This is a genomic window from Micromonospora sp. NPDC005686 (assembly GCF_042871665.1).
Lineage (GTDB): Bacteria > Actinomycetota > Actinomycetes > Mycobacteriales > Micromonosporaceae > Micromonospora.
On sequence record NZ_JBIAIY010000008.1, the window covers coordinates 127120 to 151281 of the forward strand.

At 71.8% G+C, this 24162-nt stretch carries 24 protein-coding genes; 8 read left to right on the forward strand and 16 right to left on the reverse strand.

The features are described 5' to 3' along the window. Window positions 1-19: 19 nt before the first annotated feature. Complete coding sequence (locus tag ACFYON_RS19535) at window positions 20-1084, reverse strand: alpha/beta fold hydrolase (RefSeq protein ID WP_387189164.1); 1065 nt, start codon at window positions 1082-1084, stop codon at window positions 20-22. 102 nt (window positions 1085-1186) lie between these two features. Further along, a complete protein-coding gene (locus ACFYON_RS19540; RefSeq protein ID WP_354871204.1) occupies window positions 1187-1633 on the reverse strand; it encodes an FHA domain-containing protein in 447 nt (148 codons plus the stop codon). Window positions 1634-1848: 215 nt separating this feature from the next. On the opposite strand from ACFYON_RS19540, the gene ACFYON_RS19545 reads away from it, so the two are divergent. Further along, window positions 1849-3351: an aldehyde dehydrogenase family protein gene (locus tag ACFYON_RS19545; protein WP_355094105.1), complete on the forward strand. Its 1503-nt coding sequence runs from the start codon at window positions 1849-1851 to the stop codon at window positions 3349-3351. A gap of 9 nt (window positions 3352-3360) precedes the next feature. On the opposite strand, the gene nucS is transcribed toward ACFYON_RS19545, so the two are convergent. Next, the gene (gene nucS / locus ACFYON_RS19550; protein WP_354871209.1) at window positions 3361-4020 is read right to left on the reverse strand and encodes an endonuclease NucS; all 660 of its coding nucleotides are present in this window, start codon (window positions 4018-4020) and stop codon (window positions 3361-3363) included. Between the two features lie 71 nt (window positions 4021-4091). Here nucS and ACFYON_RS19555 point away from each other — a divergent pair, with 71 nt between their 5' ends. Next, the gene (locus ACFYON_RS19555) at window positions 4092-4709 is read left to right on the forward strand and encodes a DUF4126 domain-containing protein (RefSeq protein ID WP_354871211.1); all 618 of its coding nucleotides are present in this window, start codon (window positions 4092-4094) and stop codon (window positions 4707-4709) included. 60 nt (window positions 4710-4769) lie between these two features. Continuing rightward, window positions 4770-5066, forward strand: coding sequence for a DUF1540 domain-containing protein (locus tag ACFYON_RS19560; protein WP_354871213.1), 297 nt, complete (start codon window positions 4770-4772; stop codon window positions 5064-5066). 15 nt (window positions 5067-5081) lie between these two features. Here ACFYON_RS19560 and ACFYON_RS19565 read toward each other — a convergent pair whose 3' ends face one another. The 4 genes from ACFYON_RS19565 to ACFYON_RS19580 form a co-directional block, all read right to left on the reverse strand. Further along, window positions 5082-7085, reverse strand: coding sequence for a protein meaA (locus tag ACFYON_RS19565; protein WP_354871216.1), 2004 nt, complete (start codon window positions 7083-7085; stop codon window positions 5082-5084). Between the two features lie 101 nt (window positions 7086-7186). Beyond that, window positions 7187-9340: an FtsX-like permease family protein gene (locus ACFYON_RS19570; protein ID WP_387257313.1), complete on the reverse strand. Its 2154-nt coding sequence runs from the start codon at window positions 9338-9340 to the stop codon at window positions 7187-7189. After that, on the reverse strand, window positions 9337-10017 hold the full coding sequence (locus ACFYON_RS19575; protein WP_354871220.1) for an ABC transporter ATP-binding protein: 681 nt from the start codon (window positions 10015-10017) through the stop codon (window positions 9337-9339). Before ACFYON_RS19575 ends, ACFYON_RS19570 begins: the two co-directional genes overlap by 4 nt. Then, complete coding sequence (locus tag ACFYON_RS19580) at window positions 10014-10538, reverse strand: PadR family transcriptional regulator (RefSeq protein ID WP_334462759.1); 525 nt, start codon at window positions 10536-10538, stop codon at window positions 10014-10016. Before ACFYON_RS19580 ends, ACFYON_RS19575 begins: the two co-directional genes overlap by 4 nt. Before the next feature lie 86 nt (window positions 10539-10624). On the opposite strand from ACFYON_RS19580, the gene ACFYON_RS19585 reads away from it, so the two are divergent. The 3 genes from ACFYON_RS19585 to ACFYON_RS19595 are packed head-to-tail and all read left to right on the forward strand — an operon-like array spanning window position 10625 to window position 13142. Continuing rightward, on the forward strand, window positions 10625-11473 hold the full coding sequence (locus tag ACFYON_RS19585) for an ABC transporter ATP-binding protein (RefSeq protein WP_354871224.1): 849 nt from the start codon (window positions 10625-10627) through the stop codon (window positions 11471-11473). Continuing rightward, window positions 11470-12315 (forward strand): ABC transporter permease, encoded by an 846-nt coding sequence (locus ACFYON_RS19590; protein ID WP_357708298.1) that lies wholly within the window; start codon window positions 11470-11472, stop codon window positions 12313-12315. Before ACFYON_RS19585 ends, ACFYON_RS19590 begins: the two co-directional genes overlap by 4 nt. Before the next feature lie 17 nt (window positions 12316-12332). Beyond that, a complete protein-coding gene (locus ACFYON_RS19595; protein ID WP_387257315.1) occupies window positions 12333-13142 on the forward strand; it encodes an alpha/beta hydrolase in 810 nt (269 codons plus the stop codon). Window positions 13143-13199: 57 nt separating this feature from the next. Here ACFYON_RS19595 and ACFYON_RS19600 read toward each other — a convergent pair whose 3' ends face one another. Together ACFYON_RS19600 and murA are read right to left on the reverse strand one after the other, a co-directional pair. Beyond that, window positions 13200-14048, reverse strand: a complete 849-nt coding sequence (locus ACFYON_RS19600; RefSeq protein ID WP_354871233.1) for a 3-hydroxyacyl-CoA dehydrogenase family protein — start codon at window positions 14046-14048, stop codon at window positions 13200-13202. Between the two features lie 69 nt (window positions 14049-14117). Beyond that, window positions 14118-15545, reverse strand: a complete 1428-nt coding sequence (gene murA, locus ACFYON_RS19605) for a UDP-N-acetylglucosamine 1-carboxyvinyltransferase (protein WP_354871236.1) — start codon at window positions 15543-15545, stop codon at window positions 14118-14120. Between murA and ACFYON_RS19610 the strand changes: the two genes are divergently transcribed. Both ACFYON_RS19610 and ACFYON_RS19615 read left to right on the forward strand, forming a co-directional pair. Beyond that, a complete protein-coding gene (locus tag ACFYON_RS19610; protein WP_354871239.1) occupies window positions 15544-16116 on the forward strand; it encodes a cob(I)yrinic acid a,c-diamide adenosyltransferase in 573 nt (190 codons plus the stop codon). The two genes, murA and ACFYON_RS19610, sit on opposite strands and share 2 nt — an antisense overlap. Then, the gene (locus tag ACFYON_RS19615; RefSeq protein WP_355096761.1) at window positions 16092-16508 is read left to right on the forward strand and encodes a VOC family protein; all 417 of its coding nucleotides are present in this window, start codon (window positions 16092-16094) and stop codon (window positions 16506-16508) included. The genes ACFYON_RS19610 and ACFYON_RS19615 overlap by 25 nt, the downstream gene beginning before the upstream one ends. 61 nt (window positions 16509-16569) lie before the next feature. Here ACFYON_RS19615 and ACFYON_RS19620 read toward each other — a convergent pair whose 3' ends face one another. The 7 genes from ACFYON_RS19620 to atpA form a co-directional block, all read right to left on the reverse strand. Beyond that, a complete protein-coding gene (locus tag ACFYON_RS19620; RefSeq protein WP_357708294.1) occupies window positions 16570-17148 on the reverse strand; it encodes a hypothetical protein in 579 nt (192 codons plus the stop codon). 713 nt (window positions 17149-17861) lie between these two features. After that, window positions 17862-18317 carry a DUF2550 domain-containing protein gene (locus tag ACFYON_RS19625; protein WP_355095242.1) on the reverse strand — a complete coding sequence of 152 codons (456 nt, stop codon included), beginning with the start codon at window positions 18315-18317 and terminating at the stop codon, window positions 17862-17864. 12 nt (window positions 18318-18329) lie between these two features. After that, window positions 18330-18608, reverse strand: a complete 279-nt coding sequence (locus ACFYON_RS19630) for a F0F1 ATP synthase subunit epsilon (RefSeq protein ID WP_354871298.1) — start codon at window positions 18606-18608, stop codon at window positions 18330-18332. Between the two features lie 109 nt (window positions 18609-18717). Continuing rightward, complete coding sequence (locus tag ACFYON_RS19635) at window positions 18718-19863, reverse strand: LCP family protein (RefSeq protein ID WP_354871697.1); 1146 nt, start codon at window positions 19861-19863, stop codon at window positions 18718-18720. Between the two features lie 216 nt (window positions 19864-20079). Next, a complete protein-coding gene (gene atpD / locus ACFYON_RS19640) occupies window positions 20080-21525 on the reverse strand; it encodes a F0F1 ATP synthase subunit beta (protein ID WP_354871300.1) in 1446 nt (481 codons plus the stop codon). Further along, window positions 21525-22454 carry a F0F1 ATP synthase subunit gamma gene (locus ACFYON_RS19645; RefSeq protein ID WP_354871302.1) on the reverse strand — a complete coding sequence of 310 codons (930 nt, stop codon included), beginning with the start codon at window positions 22452-22454 and terminating at the stop codon, window positions 21525-21527. The genes atpD and ACFYON_RS19645 overlap by 1 nt, the downstream gene beginning before the upstream one ends. Before the next feature lie 4 nt (window positions 22455-22458). Further along, window positions 22459-24108, reverse strand: coding sequence for a F0F1 ATP synthase subunit alpha (gene atpA, locus ACFYON_RS19650; RefSeq protein ID WP_354871304.1), 1650 nt, complete (start codon window positions 24106-24108; stop codon window positions 22459-22461). Window positions 24109-24162: the final 54 nt, after the last annotated feature.

A 24162-nucleotide genomic window follows, 5' to 3' on the forward strand; every position in this document is an offset into this window, starting at 1 on the left:
ATATTTCACGCACCGCGCCTCACCCGGTGGCGTTCTCCCCGGCCAGCGCCAGCAGCTCGGCGACGAACTCCGCCGGCCGTTCCAGGTGCGGGCTGTGCCCGCAGCCCGGCAGCACCACCTCCCGGTACGTCCCGCCGGCCGCCGCGTACCGGTCCAGCACCGCGCGGGTCTGCCCCACCATCGGCTGCGGCGGGCACTCCCGCTCGCCCGGCCAGCCGGGCACCATGCCGAGCTGACCGAGGTACGCCAGGTCGAACAGCGAGGTGTCCGAGACGATCACGTCGGCGTCGCCGCGTACCCAGGTCACCGGCGGCTTGACCGGCGCGGCGGCCAGCTCGTCGGCGAGCCGGAAGTGGGCCGGGGCGAGCGCGTTGAGCACGCCGCGCGGCCCGGCGGCGGTCCCCGGCCAGTGCGGCGAGGCGACAGCCGTGCCGGGGTAGTTGTCGTCCCCGGTGGCGGTGGTCAGCATGCTCTCCACCAGCAGGTCCTCGTCGTCGCCGAGCGAGGCCGGGTCGGCCACGTACGCGGCGCGCAGCACCGCGCGCGGGCTGGTCGGGCCGTCCGCGCTCCGGTCACCGGCGGCGAGCCGGGCCACGAAGTCCGGGTTCGCGCCTCCGGCGCCGGTGCCGGCGAAGTCGGGCGTGGCGGGGGTGCCGTCGAGGTCCCGGGTGCCGCCGAAGCCGTACGGGGACACCGGCGCCTCCAGCAACAGCCCGGCGATCCGTTCGGGGCGGTCGACGAGCAGCCGCATCGTCACGCCGCCGCCCAGCGAGTGCCCGGCCACCACCGGCCGGGCGCCGGGCCGGAACAGCTCCGGGGCGTCCAGCAGCGCGGCCACGTCGTCGGCGAAGTCGTCGAGCCCTCGGGTGGCGTCGACCGGCGCGGTGTCGGTCTCGCCGTAGCCGCGCAGGTCGGGGGCGACCGCCCGCAGCGTCTCCGGCAGCCGGGCCAGCAGCGGTTCCCAGAAGGCGGAGGAGGAGACGTTGCCGTGCACCAGCAGCACCGGCACGCCGTCCGGTGGGCCGGCCACGCGGACCGCCTGGGTGATGCCGTTGGCCTGGACGGTGAGCCGTGCGCTGCGCATCCGCGCATGCTGGCACGGACGGCCGGCCCGGTCCATGTGGCCTGCCGACACAGCGGGCCTACCGAAGGTGGGCGCCGGCTCCCCGGCGCTCGGCCGTCGGCGTCAGCCGACGTCGGCCGGCTGCGCCTCGCGCGCCTCGATCGGCTGGCGCGGCCCGGGGACGGGCAACGGCAGGGTGGGACGCTGGTCGCGGCGCATCGCGCCGAAGCTCATCCCGACCGGGTCGGTCCGGGCCACACCCGGGTCGTAGAGGCGCAGGTCGGTGCGGCCCAGCCGGACCACGTCACCGTCGGAGATCGCCACGCTGCCGGTGACCCGGGTGTCGTTGAGCCAGGTGCCGTTCGTCGAGCCGAGGTCGGTGAGCAGCACGCCCTCCGGGGTGGCCCGGACGCTCGCGTGCCGCCGGCTCAGATGCGGGTCGGCGAGCACGATGTCGGCGGTCGGCGCCCGCCCGATCACCTGCGCGTCCTGGCCGACCCGGAACGTGAGCCCGCGCATCGCCCCGCCGGACACCGTCAGCAACGGCATCAGCTCAGGATGCTCCTCCATGGACAGTCCTCCACCCCACATCGCCCCGTGGCGTCAGCCTGCCACCTCACCGTAGTGGCTCACACCACCGCGCGGTTACCCCCGCGACCCCGGGCGGTCATCTCCCGTTCGCCGTTTCGGACGGCACCTCCGTCGATGCGCCGACTGATCGTCCGCGCAGCGTACGGCGCGTTCCGCACCTACCGGCGAGTAATTCTCAGGTCTAGACTTCGGCCATGACCGCTGTGCATGTGCCGGGCGCCCCGCTCATCTCCGAGGGCCGGCTGGTGTCGACCAACCCGGCCACCGGCGCCGAGGCAGGCAGTTTCCCGCTGGCCACCGAGGCGGACGTGCGCGCCGCCGTCGACCGTGCCCGGGCGGCCGGCGACTGGTGGGCCGCGCTCGGCTTCGCCGGGCGGCGCGACCGCCTCCAGCGCTGGCGCGGCGTGCTCGCCCGGCGGATCGAGGAACTGGCCGACCTGATGCACACCGAGGGCGGCAAGCCGGTCGGTGACGCCGTGGTGGAGATCCTCACCGCGCTGGAGCACATCGACTGGGCGGCCCGCAACGCCCAGCGGGTGCTCGGGCCGCGCCGGGTCCGCTCCCGCCTGGTCCTCGCCGAGTTCACCGGTCACCTGGAATACCAGCCGTTCGGCGTGATCGGTGTGATCGGCCCGTGGAACTACCCGGTCTTCACCCCGATCGGCTCCGCCGCGTACGCGCTCGCGGCCGGCAACGCCGTGGTGTTCAAGCCGAGCGAGTACACCCCTGCGGCCGGTCAGTGGCTGGTCGACAGGTTCGCCGAGGTGGTGCCGGAGCAGCCGGTGTTCCAGGTGGTGCACGGCTTCGGCGCGGTCGGCGCGGCGCTGTGCCGCTCCGGGGTCGGCAAGGTCGCCTTCACCGGCTCGACCGCCACCGCGAAGCGGGTGATGGCCGCCTGCGCGGAGACGCTCACGCCGGTGCTGCTGGAGGCCGGCGGCAAGGACGCGATGATCGTGGACAGCGACGCCGACCTGGACGCCGCGGCGGAGGCGTGCGTGTGGGGCGGGATGACGAACGCCGGCCAGACCTGCATCGGCATCGAACGGGTCTACGCGGTCGACCAGGTCTTCGACGCCTTCGTGGAGAAGGTGGTGGCGAAGGCCGGGCGGCTCACCGTGGGCGCCGACGGGAGCGACCTCGGCCCGATCACCATGCCGTCGCAGATCGACATCATCCGGCGGCACATCGACGACGCGCTCAGCCGGGGCGGCCGGGCGGTGCTCGGCGGTCCGGAGGCGGTCCAGCCGCCGTACGTGCACCCGACGGTGCTCGTCGACGTGCCGGAGGACTCGGCCGCCGTACGGGAGGAGACGTTCGGCCCGACGCTCGTGGTCAACCGCGTCCGCGACGTGGACGAGGCGGTCGAGCGGGCCAACGCGCTGCCGTACGGGCTCGGGGGTTCGGTCTTCGGCCGGAAGCGGGCGGTGGCGGTGGCGCGGCGGCTGCGCTCCGGGATGGCCTCGGTCAACTCGGCGCTGACCTTCGCCGGCATGTCGACGCTGCCGTTCGGCGGCACCGGCGAGTCCGGCATCGGCCGCATCCACGGCGAGGAGGGGCTGCGCGAGTTCGGCCAGCCCAAGTCGGTCACCCGCCGCCGGGCCCGGTCGCTGCTGCCGGCGATGACGTTCGAGCGCACCCCGGCCGACATCGCCCGCATCGTCAAGATCGCCAAGCTGATGTACGGCCGGGGCCGCTGAGGCCGCGCCTCAGAACAGCGTCAGCTCGTCACGCTCGATGCCGCGCAGCTTGTCGTAGTCGACCACCACGCAGCGGATGCCCCGGTCGGTGGCGAGCACCCGCGCCTGCGGCTTGATCTCCTGGGCGGCGAACACGCCGGCGACCGGCGCGAGCAGCGGGTCGCGGTTCATCAGCTCCAGGTAGCGGGTGAGCTGCTCCACGCCGTCGATTTCGCCGCGCCGCTTCACCTCGACCGCCACCGCGCCGCCGGTCGCGTCCCGGCAGAGCAGGTCGACCGGCCCGATCGCGGTCATGTACTCGCGCCGGACCAGCGTGAAGCCCTCCCCCAGCGTCGCCGGGTTCGCGGCCAGCAGCTCCTGCAGGTGCGCCTCGACGCCGTCCTTGCGCAGGCCCGGATCCACGCCCAGCTCGTACGAGGTGTCCTGGAAGATCTCCTCCAGGGTGATACGCAGCTCCTCGCCGGCCTTGTTCACCACCCGCCAGACGCCCGGCGCCTCCTCCAGCCGGCACGGCGGGCTCATCCAGTTCAACGGCTTGTAGGCCCGGTCGTCGGCGTGGATCGACACCGACCCGTCCGCCTTCACCATGAGCAACCGGGTCGCCGGGGGCAGGTGGGCCGAGAGCCGTCCGACATAGTCCACCGAGCACTTCGCAATGACCAACCGCACCCGCCGAGGGTAGCGGAGGCCCCGGCGGGCGCCGACGAGCGCCACTGGCACGGCAGTGTCATATTGAGATCGTGCTCGAAGTCCTCACCGGTTCCGGTCTGGCCGCCTCGGCGGGCCTGAACGCCTACATCCCGCTGTTGCTGATGGGGCTGCTGTCCCGCTACACCGACCTGGTCGAGTTGCCGAGCGGTTGGCAGTGGCTCGGCAACGGCTGGGTGGTGCTGATCCTCGCGGTCCTGCTCGTGGTCGAGGTGGTGGCCGACAAGGTTCCGGTGGTCGACCACGTCAACGACGTGGTGCAGACGGTGGTCCGGCCGACCGCCGGTGGCCTGGCGTTCGGCGCGGGCGCCGGCTCGGAGACGGTCACCGTGAGCGACCCGGACACGTTCTTCTCGTCCCACCAGTGGGTGCCGGTGGTGGCCGGCGTGGTCATCGCGCTCGGCGTGCACCTGCTCAAAGCCGCGGCCCGGCCGGTCATCAACGCGACCACCGCCGGCGTGGGCGCGCCGGTGGCCAGCACCGCCGAGGACGCGACCAGCGTGGTCATGTCGGTGGTGGCGCTGCTGCTGCCGGTGCTGGTGCTGGTGTTCCTGGCCGCCCTGGTGATCTTCGTACCCTGGCTGTTCCGCCGTCGCCGGAGTCGGCGTCGGGAGCGCGCGGCGGCCCGCGCGGCCGGCTTCCGCGTCTGACCCGCACCGGCTCCCGAAACCTCTAAAATCGGGGCAAGACACCCAAGGAGGTACGGGAAGATGACCGCGTCATTGGAGATGCCCCGGGTGCAGGAGTGCGCCGTTCGCTCATGCGCCTACAACCACACGAACGACTGCCACGCGTTCGCCATCACGATCGGCAGCAGCGACCACGCCCACTGCCACACGTTCGTGGAGATGCCGGTGCGCGGCGGCATCGACCAGTTGGTCGCCCAGGTCGGCGCGTGCTCACGCGACGACTGCCGGCACAACTCCGACCTGGAGTGTCACGCCCCGGCCATCACGGTCGGCCCCGACATGGACATGGCCGACTGCATGACCTACGAGAGCCGCTGAAAGGGGCCCTTCCCCTCACGCCAGCGCGTTGGCCTCGCGGATCACCGTGACCAGCTCGTCGATGATGCCGGTGAGCGCGAAGTCCTTCGGCGTGAACACCCGGGCCACCCCGGCGGCCCGCAGCGTCTCGGCGTCGGCGGCCGGGATGATCCCGCCCACCACCACCGGCAGGTCGCCCCGCCCAGCCGCGCGCAGCCCGTCCAGCACCGCCGGCACGGCGGCCAGGTGCGAGCCGGAGAGCACGGAGAGCCCGACCAGGTCGACGTCCTCCTCCACCGCCGCCGCCACGATCTGCCCGGCGGTCAGGCGGATGCCCTGGTAGACCACCTCGAAGCCGGCGTCGCGGGCGCGCACCGCGATCTGCTCCGCGCCGTTGGAGTGCCCGTCCAGGCCCGGCTTGCCGACCAGCAGCCGCAGCCGGCCGCTGCCCAGCTCCCGGGCGGTCGCGGCGACCCGCTCCCGCACCCCGGCGAGGGTCGCGTCACCGGCTGCCCCGACCGCCCCGGCCAGGCCGGTCGGTGCGCGGTACTCGCCGTACACCTGGCGCAGCGCGCCCGCCCACTCGCCGGTGGTGACGCCGGCCCGCACGCAGTCGAGCGTCGCCGGCATCAGGTTCGCCGTGGTCGCGGCGTCGGCGCGCAGCCGGTCCAGCGCCGCCTCGACCGCCGCCGCGTCCCGGTCGGCCCGCCACCGGCGTACGCCGTCGGTGGCCGCCTCCTCGACGGCCGGGTCCACCTGCTCGATCGCCTCGGCGCCGGCGGCGGTCAGCGGCGACGGCTCGGTCTCGGTGTACCGGTTGACGCCGACCACCACGTCCGAGCCGGACTCCATCCGGCGGCGCCGCTCGGCGAGCGATCCCACCAGCGCGCTCTTGAGGTAGCCGGTCTCGACGGCGGCGACCACGCCGCCCATCTCCAGCACCTTCTCCAGCTCGACCCGGGCGCCGGAGACGATGTCGTCGACCAGCGCGGTCATCACGTGCGAGCCGGCGAACAGGTCCGGGTACTCCAGCAGGTCCGACTCGTACGCCAGCACCTGCTGCATGCGCAGCGACCACTGCTGGTCCCACGGGCGGGGCAGGCCCAGCGCCTCGTTCCACGCGGGTAGCTGCACGGCGCGGGCGCGCGCGTCGCGGGACAACGTGACGCCGAGCATCTCCAGCACGATGCGCTGGATGTTGTTCTCCGGCTGCGCCTCGGTCAGGCCCAGCGAGTTGACCTGGACTCCGTAGCGGAACCGACGCTGCTTCTCCTCCGTCACGCCGTAACGGTCGCGGGTGATCTCGTCCCAGAGCGCACCGAACGCGCGCATCTTGGCGATCTCCTCGACGAAGCGCACCCCGGCGTTGACGAAGAACGAGATCCGCTGGACCACGTCGCCCATCCGCTCGGGCGGCACCTGGCCGGAGTCGCGCACGGTGTCCAGCACGGCGACGGCGGTGGCCAGCGCGAAGCCGACCTCCTGCACCGGCGTCGCGCCGGCCTCCTGGAGGTGGTACGAGCAGATGTTGACCGGGTTCCACCGGGGCATCTCGCGCAGCGTGTACGCGATCACGTCGGCGGTCAGCCGCAGCGAGGCGGCCGGCGGGAAGATGTACGTCCCCCGGGACAGGTACTCCTTGATGATGTCGTTCTGCGTGGTGCCGGCGCAGCGGCTCAGCTCCGCGCCCTGCTCGGCGGCGACGGTGCCGTAGAGGCCGAGCAGCCACATCGCCGGGGCGTTGATGGTCATCGAGGTGTTCATCTCGGCCAGCGGGATGCCCTCGAACAGCGCCCGCACGTCGCCCAGGTGCGCCACCGGCACACCGACCCGGCCCACCTCGCCGGAGGCCAGCTCGTGGTCCGGGTCGTACCCGGTCTGGGTGGGCAGGTCGAAGGCGACCGACAGGCCGGTCTGGCCCTTCGCCAGGTTGCGGCGGAAGAGCGCGTTGGTGGCCGCGGCGGAGGAGTGCCCGGCGTACGTGCGCATCACCCACGGGCGGTCCCGCTCGGGCAGCCGTCCCGGCATCGCGTCGTCCATGGCCGGAGTTTAAGTTACCGTTCAGTAAAAGAGAGTGTGGAAAACCACACAACCCGGTGCCCGCGCCGGTGGGCCGGCGCGCGGCCGGCCCACCGTACGGGTCACTCGCTGCGGGCGGTCTCCGGACCGGTGATCCGTTCCAGCAGCGGCAGGGTCGCGGCGATCACCGCGAGGCAGCCCAGTACGCCGAGGGCCATGACCGCCGCGAACCCGATCCCCGGTAGGCGCAGGTCGTAGCCCATCTGCGCGCGCAGGAACAGGTGCGCGGCGGCCAGTCCCATCCCGACCGCGACCACGGCGACGGTCAGCAGCGGCACCACGCTCTCCAGCGTCACCACGCGGCGCAACAGCCGCACCGGGGCACCACTGAGCCGCAGCAGGCTGAACGGCCGCCTCCGTTCACTGAGACCGGCCGCCACCGCCACGGCCAGACTGCACCCGGCGAGCGCGAGACCGGCCACCACGACGAGGTCGGCCAGCCGCTGCCAGCCCCGCATGGTGTCGGCGAAGTCGGCCTCGAAGTCGCCCGGCACGTTCGGGGCCACGAAGAAGGTCGGGAACGCGGCTTCGAGGACCGTCCGGACCCGCTCCACCGCCACCGGGTCCGCCGCGTCGACCGCCACCGAATCAGCCGGGAGTCCCGCGAGGGCAGCCGGGTCCACGGGGGACGACGGCCAGACCCGGTCGGCCGAGGCGGACTCCCGCCAGGGGATCAGGCCCGGCGGCACCTCGGCCACGCTCGCCCCGGCTGCGCACCGCCCGTAGGCGGGCGGGATGGCCGCGCAGGCGATCACCCCGGAGTCGCGGCCGTTCCCGCGTACCGGGTTCTCCCGGACGAGCACCGGGTTGCGGACGCCGGGAATCGCCGCGAGATCGGCCAGCAGCGTGCCGGGCACCGGCGAGTCACCCGCCAACGAAAGGGACAGCCGACCGGCCTCCAGCGAACCCCGGGGCGCCGGACCGCGCTCGTGCGCGATCGTCCCCATCACGCCCACAGCCACGGTCGTGACGAACAGCGCGAGCATCACGCCGCTCACCGCCCGGAACCCGGCGGCCGGGTTGTCGGCGAGCCGGCGCGCGGCGATCAGCGCGGCCGGCCGGCTGGCCCGGGCGGCCATCGCCCGGGCGCCGACCATGGTCAGCCACGGGCCGCCGGTGATCAGACCGACCATGACCAGCAGCAGGGCGGGCAGGAACAGCGCGGCCTGGCCGTCCGACGTGGGGGGTCGGTACACCAGGGCGAAGCCCAGCCCGACCAGGCCGAGCGCGAGCGGGATCAGCCGGTACACCCGGGGCGGCCGGGGCGTGACCCGGCGGCTGACACCGAGCGGGGAGATCCGGACCCGGCGCAGCGCGACCCAGGCCGCGGCCGCCGCACCCGCCGGCACGCCGAGGGCCACCAGGAGGGCCTCCGGCGCCCCGATGGCCATGTCTTCGGGGAAGAACGGCATGCCGGTGAACGGGATGCCGGCGAGCTGCCCGCGGAACGCGAAGAACACCGCGAAGCCGGCCGCCGCACCGGCCGCCGCCGCGAGCGCGGCCTCGACGGCCGCTACCGCCGAGATCTGCCGGGGCGTCGCCCCGACCAGCCGCATGGCCGCGAACCGCTGCTCCCGGCGGGCGGCGCCGAGCCGGGTCGCCGTGCCGATGAAGACGAGTACGGGGAACAGCAGCCCGCCGGCCACCACGCCGAGGATGAGGTCGACCGCCGCCCTCGGCAGGGCAGCGCCGTTGTCGTCGACGCTGGTGACCTTCCGGACCTGGTCCAGGCTCCCCACCTGCTCCTGGGTGCCGCCGACGAGGACGAGCAGGGTGTCCGGCGAGGTCAGCGCCGCCGGGCCGACGACGCCGAGGTCCCGGCCCGGGTAGCGGTCGGCGAGCTGGTCGGCCGGGGCGGTCGCCATCAGCTTGCGCAGCGCCGGAGAGGCGTAGTACTCGCCGGGTCCGGGCACGCGGGGCACGCCGACAGGCGTGGGCGCGTCCGGCCCGGTGGCGGCGACGTCGATCCGCACGATCTGGTCGCCCCGGAAGAAGTCGCTCCGGGTCGACCAGAGCAGCGGATCCGCCGACCCGTCCGCCGTCCCCTGCGGGTACATCGACGCGTAGCGGGTGAGCTGGGCGTCGGTGGCGTGCACACCGGCGAGCGTGGTGAGCAGCAGCCCGGTGCCGACCGCGACGGCGGCGGCGATGGCGACCAGCCGGAGCAGCGCCTCCCGGCCACCGGCGACGGCGAGCCGGAGCGCGAGCCCGATCACGAGGCGACCCCGGCGGGGGCGTTGACCCGGCCGTCCCGCACCATGACCTCCCGGTCGGCGTACGCGGCGATGCGCGCCTCGTGCGTCACCAGGACGACTGTGGTGCCCTTTTCGCGGGCGGCGTCCACCAGCAGCGTCATCACCTCCTCGCCGGTGAGCGAGTCGAGCGCGCCGGTGGGCTCGTCGGCGAACAGCACCCGGGGCTCGGCGACCAGGCCGCGGGCCAGCGCGACCCGCTGGGCCTGCCCGCCGGACAGCTCGCCCGAGCGGCGGTGTTCCAGGCCGGCCAGGCCGAGCCGCTCGAACCAGCCCCGCGCGGCGCGCAGCGCCGGAGTGCGGCGGACACCGCGCAGCAGCAGCGGCAACGCCACGTTCTCCGCCGCGGTGAGTTCCGGCACGAGCTGGCCGAACTGGAAGACGAAGCCGAAGCTGTCGCGGCGCAGCGCGCTGCGGTCGGCCTCGCCGAGCGTGTCGATCCGCGTCCCGTCGAACCGGACCTCACCGGAGTCGGGGCGCAGGATCCCGGCCATGCAGTGCAGCAACGTCGACTTGCCGGAGCCGCTCGGTCCCATCACGGCGACGACCTCACCGGCCGCCACGGCGAGGCTCGCGCCGCGCAGGGCGGGTGTCTCGCCGAACGCGTACGTGACGTCCCGTGCCTCGATCATCGCGCTCATGGGCGTACCGCCTTTCTCAGGGCGTCCAGCCGGGCGCCTGTCGTCTCGATCCAGCGCAGGTCGGCCTCCAGGTGGTAGAGGCCGTGGTCGGCGAGCATCACGTCGACGAGTTCGCCGTTGCGTTTGATCTCGGTGAGTTCGCGCATCCGGCGCAGGTGGGCGGCGCGCTGGGTGTCCAGGTACTCCTCGGCCGGGCGGTCGAGCATCAGCGCGAGCACGACCTTGGTGAACAACAGCGTCTGCAGGTGTGGTTCCGGCTCGACCGGCTCGGTCAGCCAGTGCTCCACCTCGGTGGCACCCACGTCGGTGATGACGTAGCGCTTGCGGTCCGGCCCGGCGCCGGGAGCCACGTCGCCGACCACCACCTTGCCGTCGCGGGCCAGCCGGCTCAGCGTCGAGTAGACCTGCCCGTACGGCAGCGGCTTGCCGCGCCCGAAGAAGGTGTCGTAGTCGCGCTTGAGGTCGTAGCCGTGGCTCGGTTCGCGTTCGAGCAGCCCGAGCAGGGTCAGGGGAACCGTCATGACCAGAGACTACACCGGGTGTATACCTCGCGTATATAGCTGACCCGGCAGTGGAACGGGCGACCGCACGACGCACACTTGACGGCATGGAGAACGAGCTCGCGATTTCCGTGCGAGGGCTGCGCAAGGCGTACGGCGGCAACGTCGCCGTCGCCGGGGTGGACCTGGACGTCCACCGGGGCGAGGTGTTCGCCCTGCTCGGTCCCAACGGCGCCGGCAAGACCACCACCGTCGAGATCCTGGAGGGCTACCGGCAGCGCGACGCCGGCGAGGTGCGCGTCCTCGGCGCCGACCCGGCCCACCCCGACGCCGGATGGCGCTCCCGGGTCGGCATCGTGCTCCAGGGCACCGGCGAGTTCGACGAGCTCAGCGTCATCGAGGTGGTCCGGCACTTCTCCGGCTTCTACCCGGGCGCCGACGACCCGGACAAGGTGGTCGAGCGGGTCGGGCTGGGCGCCAAGGCCAGGGCGCGCACGCACACGCTCTCCGGCGGGCAGAAGCGCCGCCTGGACGTGGCGCTGGGCATCATCGGCCGCCCCGAGCTGCTCTTTCTCGACGAGCCGACCACCGGCTTCGACCCGGAGGCCCGGCGCGAGTTCTGGGAGCTGATCCGCGACCTGTCCGCCGCCGGCACCACGATCGTGCTCACCACCCACTACCTGGACGAGGCCGAGACGCTCGCCGACCGGGTCGGCGTGATCGCCGCCGGCCGGGTGATCGAGGTCGCGCCGCCGAACGCGCTGGGCAACCGGCAGGAGTCGCTGGCGACCGTCTCCTGGCGTACCCCGGACGGGACGCCGGCCTCGGCGGAGACCGCGACGCCGACGGCGCTGGTGGCCGACCTGGCCGCGCGCTTCGGCGGCGAGGTGCCCGGCCTCACCGTGACCCGGCCGACCCTGGAAGACGTCTACCTGCGGATGATCGGACACTCATGAGCACCACGACGAAGCCCGCCGCCCCGGTCGCCGCCGCCTCCGGCCGGCGGCCCGGCGCGGGCGCGCTGGCGCTGCGCCAGGGGCGGCTGGAGATCACCCAGTTCCTGCGCAGCCGGGAGTCCGTCGTGTTCACGATGGGCTTCCCGATCATCATGATCCTGATCTTCGCGGCGATCTTCAGTGACGAGATCGCGCCCGGGGTCAGCTACACGCAGTACTTCATCACCGGCATGATCGCGACCGGCCTGATGACCGTCAGCTTCCAGAACCTCGGCATCTGGATCCCGATCGAGCGGGACCGGGGCGTGCTCAAGCGCTACCGGGGCACGCCGATGCCGAAGTGGGTCTGGTTCGCCGGCAAGGTGATCATGGTGGTGGCCATCGGCATCGCCGAGACCGTGCTGCTGCTCGCCGTCTCGGTGGCGATGTTCGACCTGGACCTGCCGCAGACCACCGCCAAGTGGCTGACGTTCGGCTGGGTCTCCGTGCTCGGCGTCACCGCCTGCACGCTGTGCGGCATCGCCATCTCGTCCCTGGCCCGCACCGCCCGCAGCGGCTCGGCGGTGGTCACCCCGGTCGCGCTCGTGCTCCAGTTCATCTCCGGCGTGTTCTTCGTCTTCACCAGCCTGCCCACCTGGATGCAGCAGGTAGCGGCGATCTTCCCGCTCAAGTGGATGTGCCAGGGGCTGCGCTCGGTCTTCCTGCCGGACAGCTTCGGCGCCCGGGAGCCCGGCGGGTCGTTCGAGCTGGGCACGGTCGCGCTGGTGCTGGGCGCCTGGTGCGTCATCGGCCTGGTGCTCTGCCTGACCACGTTCCGCTGGACCACCAAGCGCGACGGCTGAGTGGCACACTCGCCGGCATGGCACACACGCTGACCCGGCGAGCGGTGCTCACCGCCGCCGCCGGGCTCGCCGGGGTCGGCCTGGTCGGCGGCCTGGCCGCCCGGCAACTGGCCGGCCCCCGCCCGGGACCGGCCCCGGCCCTGCCGGACGCGCCGCCCGGCGACGAGCGGCTGATCCGCATCGCGTCCGCCGCGCGCGGGCGCGAGGTGGACTTCTGGACGGCGGTGCCCGACGGGTACGGCGACGGCCGCGGCCTGCCCGTCTGCCTGGTGCTGCACGGCGCGTCGGCCACCCCGCGCGACTACGGCCGGTTCGGGCTGGCCCGCTTCCTCACCGACGTGGTACGCCGGGGCGCCCCGCCGTTCGCGCTCGCCGGCGCCACCGGCGGGCGGCTGTCCTGGCGGGCCGCCGGTAACGACGACCCGCAGCGGATGGTGCGCGAGGAGGTACCCACCTGGTGCGCCCGGCGCGGGTTCGACAGCAGCCGGCTGGCCGTGTGGGGCTGGTCGATGGGGGGCTTCGGCGCGTTGCTGCTGGCCGAGACGTACCCGAAGTGGCTGCGGATGGCGGCGGCCTTCTCCCCCGCGGTGAGCCCCGGCGACGCGGTCTTCACCGGCGTGGAGAAGCTGCGCGGCACCCCGGTCGGGCTGTGGTGCGGGCGGCAGGACAACTTCCTCTCCGATGTCCGCGCCCTGGCCCGGGCGCTGCCCGAGGAGCCGGTACGCGCCGCCTGGGCCGACGGGCGGCACAACTTCGGCTACTGGGGCACCGTCATCCCGGACGCGTTCGCGCTGATCGGCGCCGCGCTCAGCCCGCCCCGGACGTGAACCAGGCCCGGACGTGAACCGCCCCCGGCCGCGCGGGCCGGGGGCGGGACGGGCCGATCAGTACGAGTAGAAGCCCTGGCCGGTCTTGCGGCCCAGGTCACCGGCGGTGGCCATGCGCTGGAGCAGCTCCGGCGGGAAGAACTTCTCGTCGGCGGTGTCCGTGTAGATGTTGCGGGTGGCGTTGAGCAGCACGTCCACGCCGGTCAGGTCGACGGTGGCGAGCGGGCCCATGGCGTGGCCGAAGCCCAGCTTGCAGGCGGTGTCCAGGTCCTCTGCGGAGATCACGCCGGCCTCGACGAGCTTGACCGCCTCCATCGCCAGCGCGCAGATCAGCCGGGTGGTGACGAAACCGGCGATGTCCCGGTTGACCACCACCACGGTCTTGCCGATCTCCTCGGCGAACGACTTGGCGGCGTCCATCGTCGCGTCGCTGGTCTTGTAGCCGCGCACCAGCTCACAGAGCTTCATCATCGGCACCGGCGAGAAGAAGTGCGTGCCGACGACCGACTCCGGACGCTCGGTCGCGGTGGCGATCTGGGTCACCGGGATGGCGGAGGTGTTGGTGGCGAGCACCGCGTCCGCCTTGCAGATCTTGTCCAGCGCGCGGAACACCTCGTGCTTGATCTCGATCTTCTCGAAGACCGCCTCGACCACGATGTCCGCGTCGGCGGCGGCCTCCAGGTCGGTGGTCGGGGTGATCCGGCCCAGCGTCGCCTCGACGTCGGACGCCTCGATCTTGCCCTTCTCGGCGAACTTCGTCAGCGACTTCCGGATGCCGTCCACGCCGCGCTTCGTGGCCGCGTCGTCGATGTCGCGCAGCGTCACCTGCCAGCCCGCCTGCGCCGCCACCTGGGCGATGCCCGAGCCCATCAGCCCGGCACCGACGACCGCGAGTCGACCCGCCATCTGCTTCTCCCTCGCCGTGTTCTGCAACGTCTGCCAGAACCCTACTTAACGAGGGATAAGCGTCGGCCGTCAGATGGCCAGGTCCGGCTCCTCCGGCGCGGTGCCGCGTTCCACCTCGACGCCGAGCGCGCGCAGGTCGGCCACGAAGTCCGGGTAGCCCCGGTCGACGTGGTGCACGTGCGAGACCTCGGTGAGCCCGTCGGCGCAGAGCCCGGCGATGATCAGGCCGGCGCCGGCCCGGATGTCGGTGGCGCGTACCGGGGCGCCGGACAGCCGCTCCCGGCCGCACACCAGGGCGTGGTGACCGTCGGTACGGATCTCCGCGCCCAGCCGCATCATCTCGTTGGCGAACATGAACCGGCCATCGAAGATGTTCTCGGTGATCAGCGAGCCGCCCTCGCTGACCGCCGCCAGCCCGATCGCCATCGGCAGCAGATCGGTGGCGAAACCCGGGTAGGGCAACGTGACCACGTCGACCGCCCGGGGGCGGTCGTCCATCCGTACCCGGAAGGCGTCGCCTCGCGTCTCGACCAGGCCGCCGGCCGCGACCAGCTTGTCCAGCGCGACCTCCAGGTACGCCGGGTCCAGGCCGGTCACCGTCACGTCGCCGCGGGTCATCGCGGCGGCGAACGCCCAGGTGCCGGCCACGATCCGGTCCCCCACCGTGGCGTGCCGGACCGGGCGCAACTCGGGTACGCCGACGATGTGCAGCGTCGACGTGCCGGCGCCGGAGATCCGGGCGCCCATCCGGTTCAGCATGGTGCAGATGTCGACGATCTCCGGCTCCCGGGCCGCGTTGTCGATCGTCGTGGCGCCCCGGGCCAGCACCGCCGCCATGACCAGGTTCTCGGTCGCGCCCACGCTCGGGAAGTCCAGCACGATGTCGGCGCCGTGCAGCCCGTCCGGCGCCTCGGCGATGACGAAGCCGTGCTCACCGGAGATCTCCGCGCCCATCCGGGCCAGCCCGGCGATGTGCATGTCCAGGCCGCGCGAGCCGATGGCGTCGCCGCCCGGGTGGGCGACCCGGACGTACCCCCGGCGGGCCAGCAGCGGACCGAGCACGCAGATCGACGCGCGCAGCCGCCGCACCAGGTCGTAGTCGGCCTCCGCGCCCGGCCGTTCCGGCACGTCGATGAGCACCGAGCGGGACCGCTCCACACCGCCGTGGGCCACCATCGGGTCGACCGGGTCGTCCGGGCCGAAACGTACGCCGCAGCCGAGCCGCCGCAGCACCTCGCCCATGATCGCGATGTCGGTGATCCGGGGCACGTTGGTGATCAGGCTGCGGCCGGGCGCGAGCAACGCGGCGGCCATCAGCTTCAGCGCGGAGTTCTTCGCACCCACCACGTGCACGGCACCGGCGAGCCGGGCGTCACCGCGTACCCGGATGACGTCGACGTCGTTGAGCGCCGAATCTCCCGCGTCCCCCGGCCCCACCGGGCTCGGGCTCGGCCGGGCCGGGATCGTCAGGTCCGGTATCCGTAGGCTGTGCGTCATGGCCGTCCACCTCACGCGCATCTACACCAAGGCCGGCGACGCCGGCATGACCAGGCTGAGCAACAACGAGCAGGTGCCGAAGACCGATCCGCGCATCGCCGCGTACGCGGACGTGGACGAGTGCAACGCCTCGATCGGCGTCGCGCTCGCCCTGGGGCAGCTCTCCGACGAGCTGCGGGCCGTGCTGCAGTCCGTGCAGAACGACATGTTCGACGTCGGCGCGGACCTGGCGACGCCGGTGGAGCCGGACCCGAAGTACCCGCCGCTGCGGGTGACCGAGGAGTACGTCGAGCGCCTTGAGGGCTGGTGCGACGAGTACAACGCGCGCCTGAGCAAGCTCGACTCCTTCATCCTCCCCGGCGGCACCGCTGGTGCGGCACTGCTGCACGTGGCACGGACGACCGCCCGGCGCGCCGAGCGTGCGGCATGGGCACTGGTCGCACACGACCCCGATCGGACCAGTCCCCTCCCGGCAAAGTATCTCAACCGACTCTCCGATTTGCTCTTTATCCTGACGAGAACGGCAAATCCGGACGGCGACGTGCTATGGGTGCCGGGCGGGAAGCGCTGACCATCGGCGGCCTCCATCACGTGGAGGTCTGGGTACCCGATCTGGCGGCGGCCAGTCGTTCCTGGGGCTGGCTTCTCGGCGAGCTGGGCTGGACGCTCTACCAGGACTGGCCCGCCGGCCGGTCCTGGCGGCTCGGCGCGACGTACATCGTGCTGGAGGAGTCACCCGCGCTCACCGGCCGCGCCCACGACAGGCGCGCGCCCGGCCTGAACCACCTGGCCTTCCACGCCGGCCCACCGGCCGCCGTCGAGCGGCTGGTCAATGCCGCCTCCGGGTACGGCTGGACGCTGTTGTTCCCGGACCGGCACCCGCACGCGGGCGGCCCGGACAGCTACGCCGCCTACCTCACCGACGGGCAGGGGTACGAGGTCGAGCTGGTCGCGAAGACGTGAGAAGGCCGGCACCCCGTTGGTTCGGGGTGCCGGCCTTCACGCTGTGTCTTGCTTGTTGGTCTTACTTGGTCCAGTGCTGGGCGACGAGGTCGGCGGCCTGCTGCTCCCACTGGGCGTAGTGGTCCGGGTAGGCCGACACCTGGACGGTCTGGGCGGCCTTGGTCAGCGGCATGTCCCGCCAGCCGTCGACCTGCTTGAGACCCTTCAGGAACGCCGTGGTCGAGTACTCGGGGTCGGTGATCTGCTCCACCGTGCCCCAACCACTGGACGGCCGCTGCTGGAACAGGCCCTGCGAGTCATGGTCGTTACGGTCGCCGAGGTGGCCCAGGTTCTCCAGCTTCGACTCCTGCAACGCCGTGGCGATCGACACGACCGCGGCACGCTCGTCCATGCCGGCCTTCTTCGTCGCCGCGATGATCGCCTTCACATTCGCGGTCTGCTCGTCGTTCAGGTCGATGCGCGACTGCTCGCCCTGCACACCGTGCGGGATCAGCTTGTCGCCCTGCACGCTCACGCTCACCGGCTTCGCGGCGTGGGCGGTGGTGTCGGCCGCGTGAGCGGCCACCGGACCGGCGAACACGCCACCGGTGAAAGCCAGACCAGCAATACCCAGAACGCTCTTCCGCAGAATCGTGTTCATGATGAGGGCTCCATTCGGGGGATCGACGCCCACACCGACGGGGGATCGGCGCGGGTGCGAGCACCGTCAGGCGCTCAAAAGGTCTTCGGGGGGAACCGGCCGCTCGCGGGGCAAGGGGATGCCACGTCGCGGCGCCGGAGACATGTCCAACGACCCACCACCCGGCATCATTCCCGAGGAGGGCTACACACCACCGGGGAGCAGCGCGGGCCGTCACGTCGTCGTGGTGCTCGGTCGTTCACCCGGTTACAACGCCACCCACCCGCCCACGATTCCGCCACCAGAGTGCCGCCCACCACCCCCGAACCGGACACACCGCCCACACGGGCTCGCGATGCCGGCTCGCGCACCTCGAAGCGCCCTCGCACCCCCACGGCAGCCCGCCCGCCCGCGTCGATCATGAAGCTAGCGGCGACAAACCGGACAACAAACGCCGCCAACCTCATGATCAACCCACCCAGGGCAGGGCTGGCCCGGAGCGGGAGCGAGCGCTTCGGGTCACCCGCGATCTTGCAGCTTGAGTCCTCCGCGTGCCCTGTCTGCGCGGTTTGCGGGGTCCCGAAGTGCAAGATCGCGGGTGCCGCGAGGGACGTCTCGGCGATCTTGAAGTTGTGGTGCCTCGCGAAGGGCGCGAAGCGGGCATCCTGGGTTCCAGAAGTCCACGATCGGCGGCAGCTAGGGCATTCGTCGCGACCCGTGACGGGGAGCGGGAGTCAGGCGGCGGGCCAGTCCTGGGAGGCCAGACGCGGCGAGGCCGCCCCAGGTGGGGCGGCCTCGAGCCAGGACAGGAATCCGGTGACCGTGGATCGCGCCATGGCGATCTCGATCGGGGCGTGGTGGCAGGTACAGCGCAGGATCACCCACTCGGCGGGCATCGACATGCACTCCTGCCCCTCGGGCAGCCGGCGGCGCTCGACCGCCAGCCCCTTGCGCGAGAGCACCCGCTTGGGGCGCAGCGCGAAGCTGAACATGCGATACCAGCGGAGCTCGTCGCCCACGAAGCGACCGAACCCGGGTGACCAGCCACGACCGTCGAGGATCGTGTTGACCCGGACGCTCAGCCGGATGATGCCACCGGTACGGGTGAACAGGGCCCGCCGGATGAAGAGGACCAGAAGCGCGACGACGACTACCGCGACGCCGATTCCGATCCCTTCGACGATCTCCATCGGCGGATCGGCTCAGCGGGCCGGGGTGGCGGGGGTTGCGCTCTCGGCCAGGACTGTGACGCCCTCACCGGTCACCGACAGGAAGCCGCCGGCCACGTCGTACGCGATCTGCTGGCCACCGGCCTGCTTGATGCGTACCTGGCTGGGCTCGGCGAGCTGGCCGAGCAGGGGTGCGTGCCCTGGCAGCACACCGAGCTCACCCTCGGTCGTCCGAGCGACGACCATCTCGGCCTCGCCGGTCCAGACCTTCTCCTCGACGGCTACGAGCTCGACGTGAAGCTGCTTTGCCACGCTGTCTCCTTGCTGCGGCGGCGGATTGCCGAAAGTCTAGTCGCGCCCCCGCAGCCCACCCAACGCGGGTGGTGAGAGCCCTACCACCTCGGCCCCGCACCCGCTCAGGCTACTTGGTCTTCTGAATGAAGTCGGGGTGCTCCAGCAGGAAGGCGTCGAGCTGTTCGGTACGCAGCGCGGTGAAGAAGTCCTCCGCCGGTTCGAGCAGCTGCTCGCCCCGGTAGTTGCTGCCGGTGCCGACCGACCCGGCCGGCAGTTTGATCGTCTCGATCGCGTCGGGGCGGATGTCCTTCAGCGCCAGCCCGAAGTCCACCACACTGTTGCCGCGCCCGTTGAACACCAGCGACTTGCCGGCCGCACGCAGCACCCGGTCCAGCTTGACCGGGTTGGTCACCACGTCGGCGCTGAACGCCTGGCTCGCCATCGCCTTGACGAACTGCTGCTGGTGCCGCTGCCGGCCGTAGTCGCCGTCCGGCACGCCGTTCTTGGGGTAGCGCTGCCGGACGTAGTCCAGCGCCTGCCAGCCCTTGAGGTGGGCGCTGCCCTTCTCGTACACCGCCTGCGGCCCGAGGTAACCCCCGCCGCCGGGCCGCAGCTCGCGGGGTGTGCCGTCCGGCTGGAGGTGCTCGGAGCGCACCTCCCGCTCGATGTACATGTCGACACCGCCCATGGCGTCGACGATCTTCTTGAACCCGCTGAAGTTGATGATCGCGCCGGCGTCGAAGCGCTTGATGCCGGTGACCTCCTGCACGGTGTTGGCGAGCAGCTCGAAGCCCTGCGCGGTGCTGGGGTTCTGCCCGGGCACGTTGCTGCCGTGCGACATGGCCGCGTTGAGCCGGTCGTTGGCGCCCGCGTACTCGGCCTTGGGGAAGGCCGGGATGTCCACGCGCAGGTCGCGCGGGAGGGAGAAGAGATATCCGCGGTCCATGGTGGCGGGCACGTGCAGCACCATGATCGAGTCGGCCAGCGGCCGGGCGGTCGACGTCCGCGGGTCCACGCCGACCAGCAGGACGTTGAGCGGGCCCTTGATGTCGCTCTTCTTCTCGTTGGCGCCGGCGGCCTGGTCACCGAAGAGGTCCGCCTTGCCCACCGATCCCTCGTAGCGGGCGACAAGGGCACGTGAGCCGACCAGCACGGAGCCGCTGAGCACCACCATGACGATGCCGAGGATGGTGCAGACGCGGGCCCACCGGGGCACGCCGCGCCACATGGACCGCTTGCCGCGATCCGTGCCGCCCTTACCGCCCACGAGCATCTCCAATCGTCGCGCCCTCGGGTAGGAAGACGGGCACGGGGATCCGTTTCGTTGCAGAGAGCAACGGCCGGGATGTGAAGTCGTGTCAGAAACGGTAGCGCGTGATCCGGTGAACCGCTTGCCGGAGAACCGGGCATCTGATAGAGCGGCGCCCCGAACAGGCGAGGGCCCCCCCGGCTTTCGCCGGGACGGCCCTCGTGGGATGTGAGCGGGCTCTCAGCCCTCCTCGCCCATCAGCTCCTTGGCCTTGGCCTTGAGGTCCTCCAGGCCGCCGCACATGAAGAACGCCTGCTCCGGGAAGTGGTCGAACTCCCCCTCGCTGATCCGGCGGAAGGCGTCGATGGTCTCGGAGATCGGGACCGTCGAGCCGGGGACGCCGGTGAACTGCTCCGCCGCGTACGTGTTCTGCGAGAGGAACCGCTCGATCCGGCGGGCGCGGCCGACGGTGAGCTTGTCCTCCTCGGAGAGCTCCTCGATACCGAGGATGGCGATGATGTCCTGCAGGTCCTTGTAGCGCTGCAGGATCCGCTTCACCTCGGTCGCGACGGCGAAGTGCTCCTCGCCGACGAACTCCGGGGCGAGGATCCGGGACGAGGACGCCAGCGGGTCCACGGCCGGGTAGATGCCCTTGTCGGAGATCGACCGCTCCAGGTTGGTGGTCGCGTCGAGGTGGGCGAACGTGGTGGCCGGCGCCGGGTCGGTGTAGTCGTCGGCGGGCACGTAGATCGCCTGCATCGAGGTGATGGCCTGGCCCCGGACGGAGGTGATCCGCTCCTGGAGCTGGCCCATCTCGTCGGCCAGGGTCGGCTGGTAACCCACCGCGCTCGGCATGCGGCCGAGCAGCGTGGAGACCTCGGAACCGGCCTGGGTGAAGCGGAAGATGTTGTCGATGAAGAGCAGCACCTCCTGCTTCTTCACGTCACGGAAGTACTCCGCCATGGTGAGCGCGGACAGCGCGACCCGCAGCCGGGTGCCCGGCGGCTCGTCCATCTGGCCGTACACCAGGGCGGTCTTGTCGATGACGCCCGACTCGGTCATCTCGGCGATGAGGTCGTTGCCCTCGCGGGTGCGCTCACCCACGCCGGCGAAGACCGAGGTACCACCGAAGTTCCGGGCCACCCGGGTGATCATCTCCTGGATGAGCACCGTCTTGCCCACGCCGGCACCGCCGAACAGGCCGATCTTGCCGCCCTTGACGTACGGGGCGAGCAGGTCGATGACCTTGATGCCGGTCTCCAGCATCTCGGTCTTCGGCTCCAGGTCGGCGAAGGCCGGGGCCTTGCGGTGGATGCCCCACCGGTCGTCGGCCTCGATGGTCTCACCCTCGGTGAGGTTGAGGCACTCGCCGATCGCGTTGAACACGTGGCCCTTGACCGCGTCGCCCACCGGCACGCTGATCGGCGCCCCGGTGTCGCGCACGTCGGTGCCGCGGACCAGGCCGTCGGTCGGCTGCATCGAGATGGCGCGGATCAGGTTGTCGCCCAGGTGCTGGGCGACCTCCAGGGTCAGCGTCTTCTCGCCACCGGAGAGCGTCACGTCGACGTGCAGAGCGTTGAACAGCCCCGGCATGGCGTCGCGCGGGAACTCGGCGTCGACGACCGGGCCGATGACCCGGACCACGCGACCCGTGGCCGTCTTGGTCTCAACTGCGGATACAGTCATCACACTTCACTTCCCGATGCGGCCAGCGCGTTCGCGCCGCCGACGATCTCACTGATCTCCTGGGTGATCCCGGCCTGACGGGCCGAGTTCATCTCGCGCGTGTACTTCTCGATCATCTCTTCGGCGTTGTCCGTGGCGCTCTTCATCGCCCGCCGGCGGGCGGCCGACTCGCTGGCCGCCGACTCCAGCAACGCCGCGAAGATCCGCGTGTTGATGTACTTCGGCAGCAGAGCGTCGAGCAGCGACTCCGGCTCCGGCTCGAACTCGTACGCCGGCAGCGCGCCCTCGGACCGCGGCCGGTCCTCGACCTGCATCGGGCCGATGATCCGGGTCACCGGGTTCTGCGTCATCAGGGACTTGAACTCGGTGTAGACGATGTGCAGTTCGTCCACGCCGAGGATCCCGTCGGCGCCGGCGTCCCCGTCCGTGTCGTCCGCGCCGGCGGTGAACGCCTTGATCAGCGTGTCACCGACCTCGCGGGCGTCGGCGAACGTCGGCTGCTCCGAGAAGCCGGTCCAGCTTCCGGCGATCTCCCGGCTGCGGAACCGGTAGTACGCCACGCCCTTGCGGCCGATGACGTAGAGCACCGGCTCCTTGCCGTCGGCGCGCAGCCGGGCGATGAGCGACTCGGCGGTCCGGATCGCGTTCGAGCTGTATCCACCGGCCAGACCCCGGTCGGCCGTGACCAGCAGGACGCCCGCCCGCCGCACCCGCTCGCGCGAGGTGAGCAACGGGTGGTCGATCCGCGCGTTCGAGGCCAGCGCCGTCAGCACGCCGGTGATCGCCTCGGCGTACGGCAGCGAGGCCGCCACCTTGGCCTGGGCCTTGGCGATGCGGCTCGTCGCGACGAGCTCCATCGCCTTGGTGATCTTCTTCATCCCCTTGGCGGAACGGATCCGCTGCCGGAGAACGCGTACCTGGGCGGCCATCGGATCAGCTCTCGGCCGGGCGGTCGGCGCCGTCGCGCAGGCGGGTCACCGTCTCGCGGGACTGCTCACCCTCCAGCGGCTTCGCCGGCGCCTCGTTGATCCGGACCTCGTCCTCCTTGCCCAGGAAGAGCTGCTTGAACTCGGTGATCGCCGAGTCGAGCGAGGAGATGATGTCGTCGCCCCACTTGTGGTCCGCGATCGAGGCCAGGACGCCCTCGTGCTTGTGCCGGAGGTACTGCAGGAACTCCGACTCGAAGCGGCGGACCTCACCGACCGGGACGTCGTCCAGCTTGCCCTCGGTGCCGGCCCAGACGGAGACGACCTGCTCCTGCACCGGGTACGGCGAGTAGTTCGGCTGCTTGAGCAGCTCGACCAGCCGGGAACCGCGGTCCAGCTGGGCCCGGGAGGCCCGGTCCAGGTCGGAGGCGAAGGCGGCGAACGCCTCCAGCTCGCGGTACTGGGCCAGGTTGAGCCGCAGCGAGCCGGCGACCTTCTTCATCGGCTTCACCTGCGCGGCGCCACCGACCCGGGAGACCGAGGTGCCGACGTTGATGGCCGGCCGGACGCCCTGGTTGAACAGGTCGGTCTCCAGGAAGATCTGGCCGTCGGTGATGGAGATGACGTTGGTCGGGATGAACGCCGAGATGTCGTTCGCCTTGGTCTCGATGATCGGCAGACCGGTCATCGAGCCGCCACCCAGCTCGTCGGAGAGCTTGGCGCAGCGCTCCAGCAGGCGCGAGTGCAGGTAGAAGACGTCACCCGGGTAGGCCTCACGGCCCGGCGGGCGGCGCAGCAGCAGCGACACGGCGCGGTACGCCTCGGCCTGCTTGCTCAGGTCGTCGAAGACGATCAGGACGTGCTTGCCGCCGTACATCCAGTGCTGCCCGATGGACGAGCCGGTGTAGGGCGCGAGGTACTTGAAGCCGGCCGGGTCGGAGGCCGGGGAGGCGACGATGGTGGTGTACTCCATCGCGCCCGCCTCCTCCAGCGTCCCCTTGATGGAGGCGATGGTGGAGGCCTTCTGGCCGATCGCGACGTAGATGCAGCGGACCTGCTTCTTCGGGTCGCCGGAGCGCCAGTTCTCGCGCTGGTTGAGGATGGTGTCCAGGGCGACGGTGGTCTTGCCCGTCTTCCGGTCGCCGATGATCAACTGGCGCTGGCCGCGGCCGATCGGGGTCATCGCGTCGATGGCCTTGATGCCGGTCTGCAGCGGCTCGTCGACCGACTTGCGGGACATCACGTTCGGGGCCTGCAGCTCCAGCTCGCGGTAGCCCTCGTTGGCGATGTCACCGAGGCCGTCGATCGGCTCGCCGAGCGCGTTGACCACGCGACCGAGGAACGCGTCACCGATCGGCACCGAGAGCACCCGGCCGGTGCGCTTGACGCGCTGACCCTCTTCGATCCCGCCGAAGTCACCGAGGACGACGACACCGATCTCCCGGACGTCGAGGTTCAGCGCCACACCGAGCGTGCCGTCCTCGAACTCCAGGAGCTCGTTGGTCATGGTCGAGGGCAGCCCCTCGACGTGTGCGATGCCGTCACCGGCGTCGGCGACGGTGCCGACCTCCTCGCGGGAGACGTCGGCCGTGTAGGAGGAGACGTAGCGCTCCAGGGCGCCGCGGATCTCCTCCGTCGAGATGGTCAGCTCGGCCATCCTCTGCTTCCTTAAAGTTCAGGGGCCCGGGATACCTAGTACCGACCGGTCCGA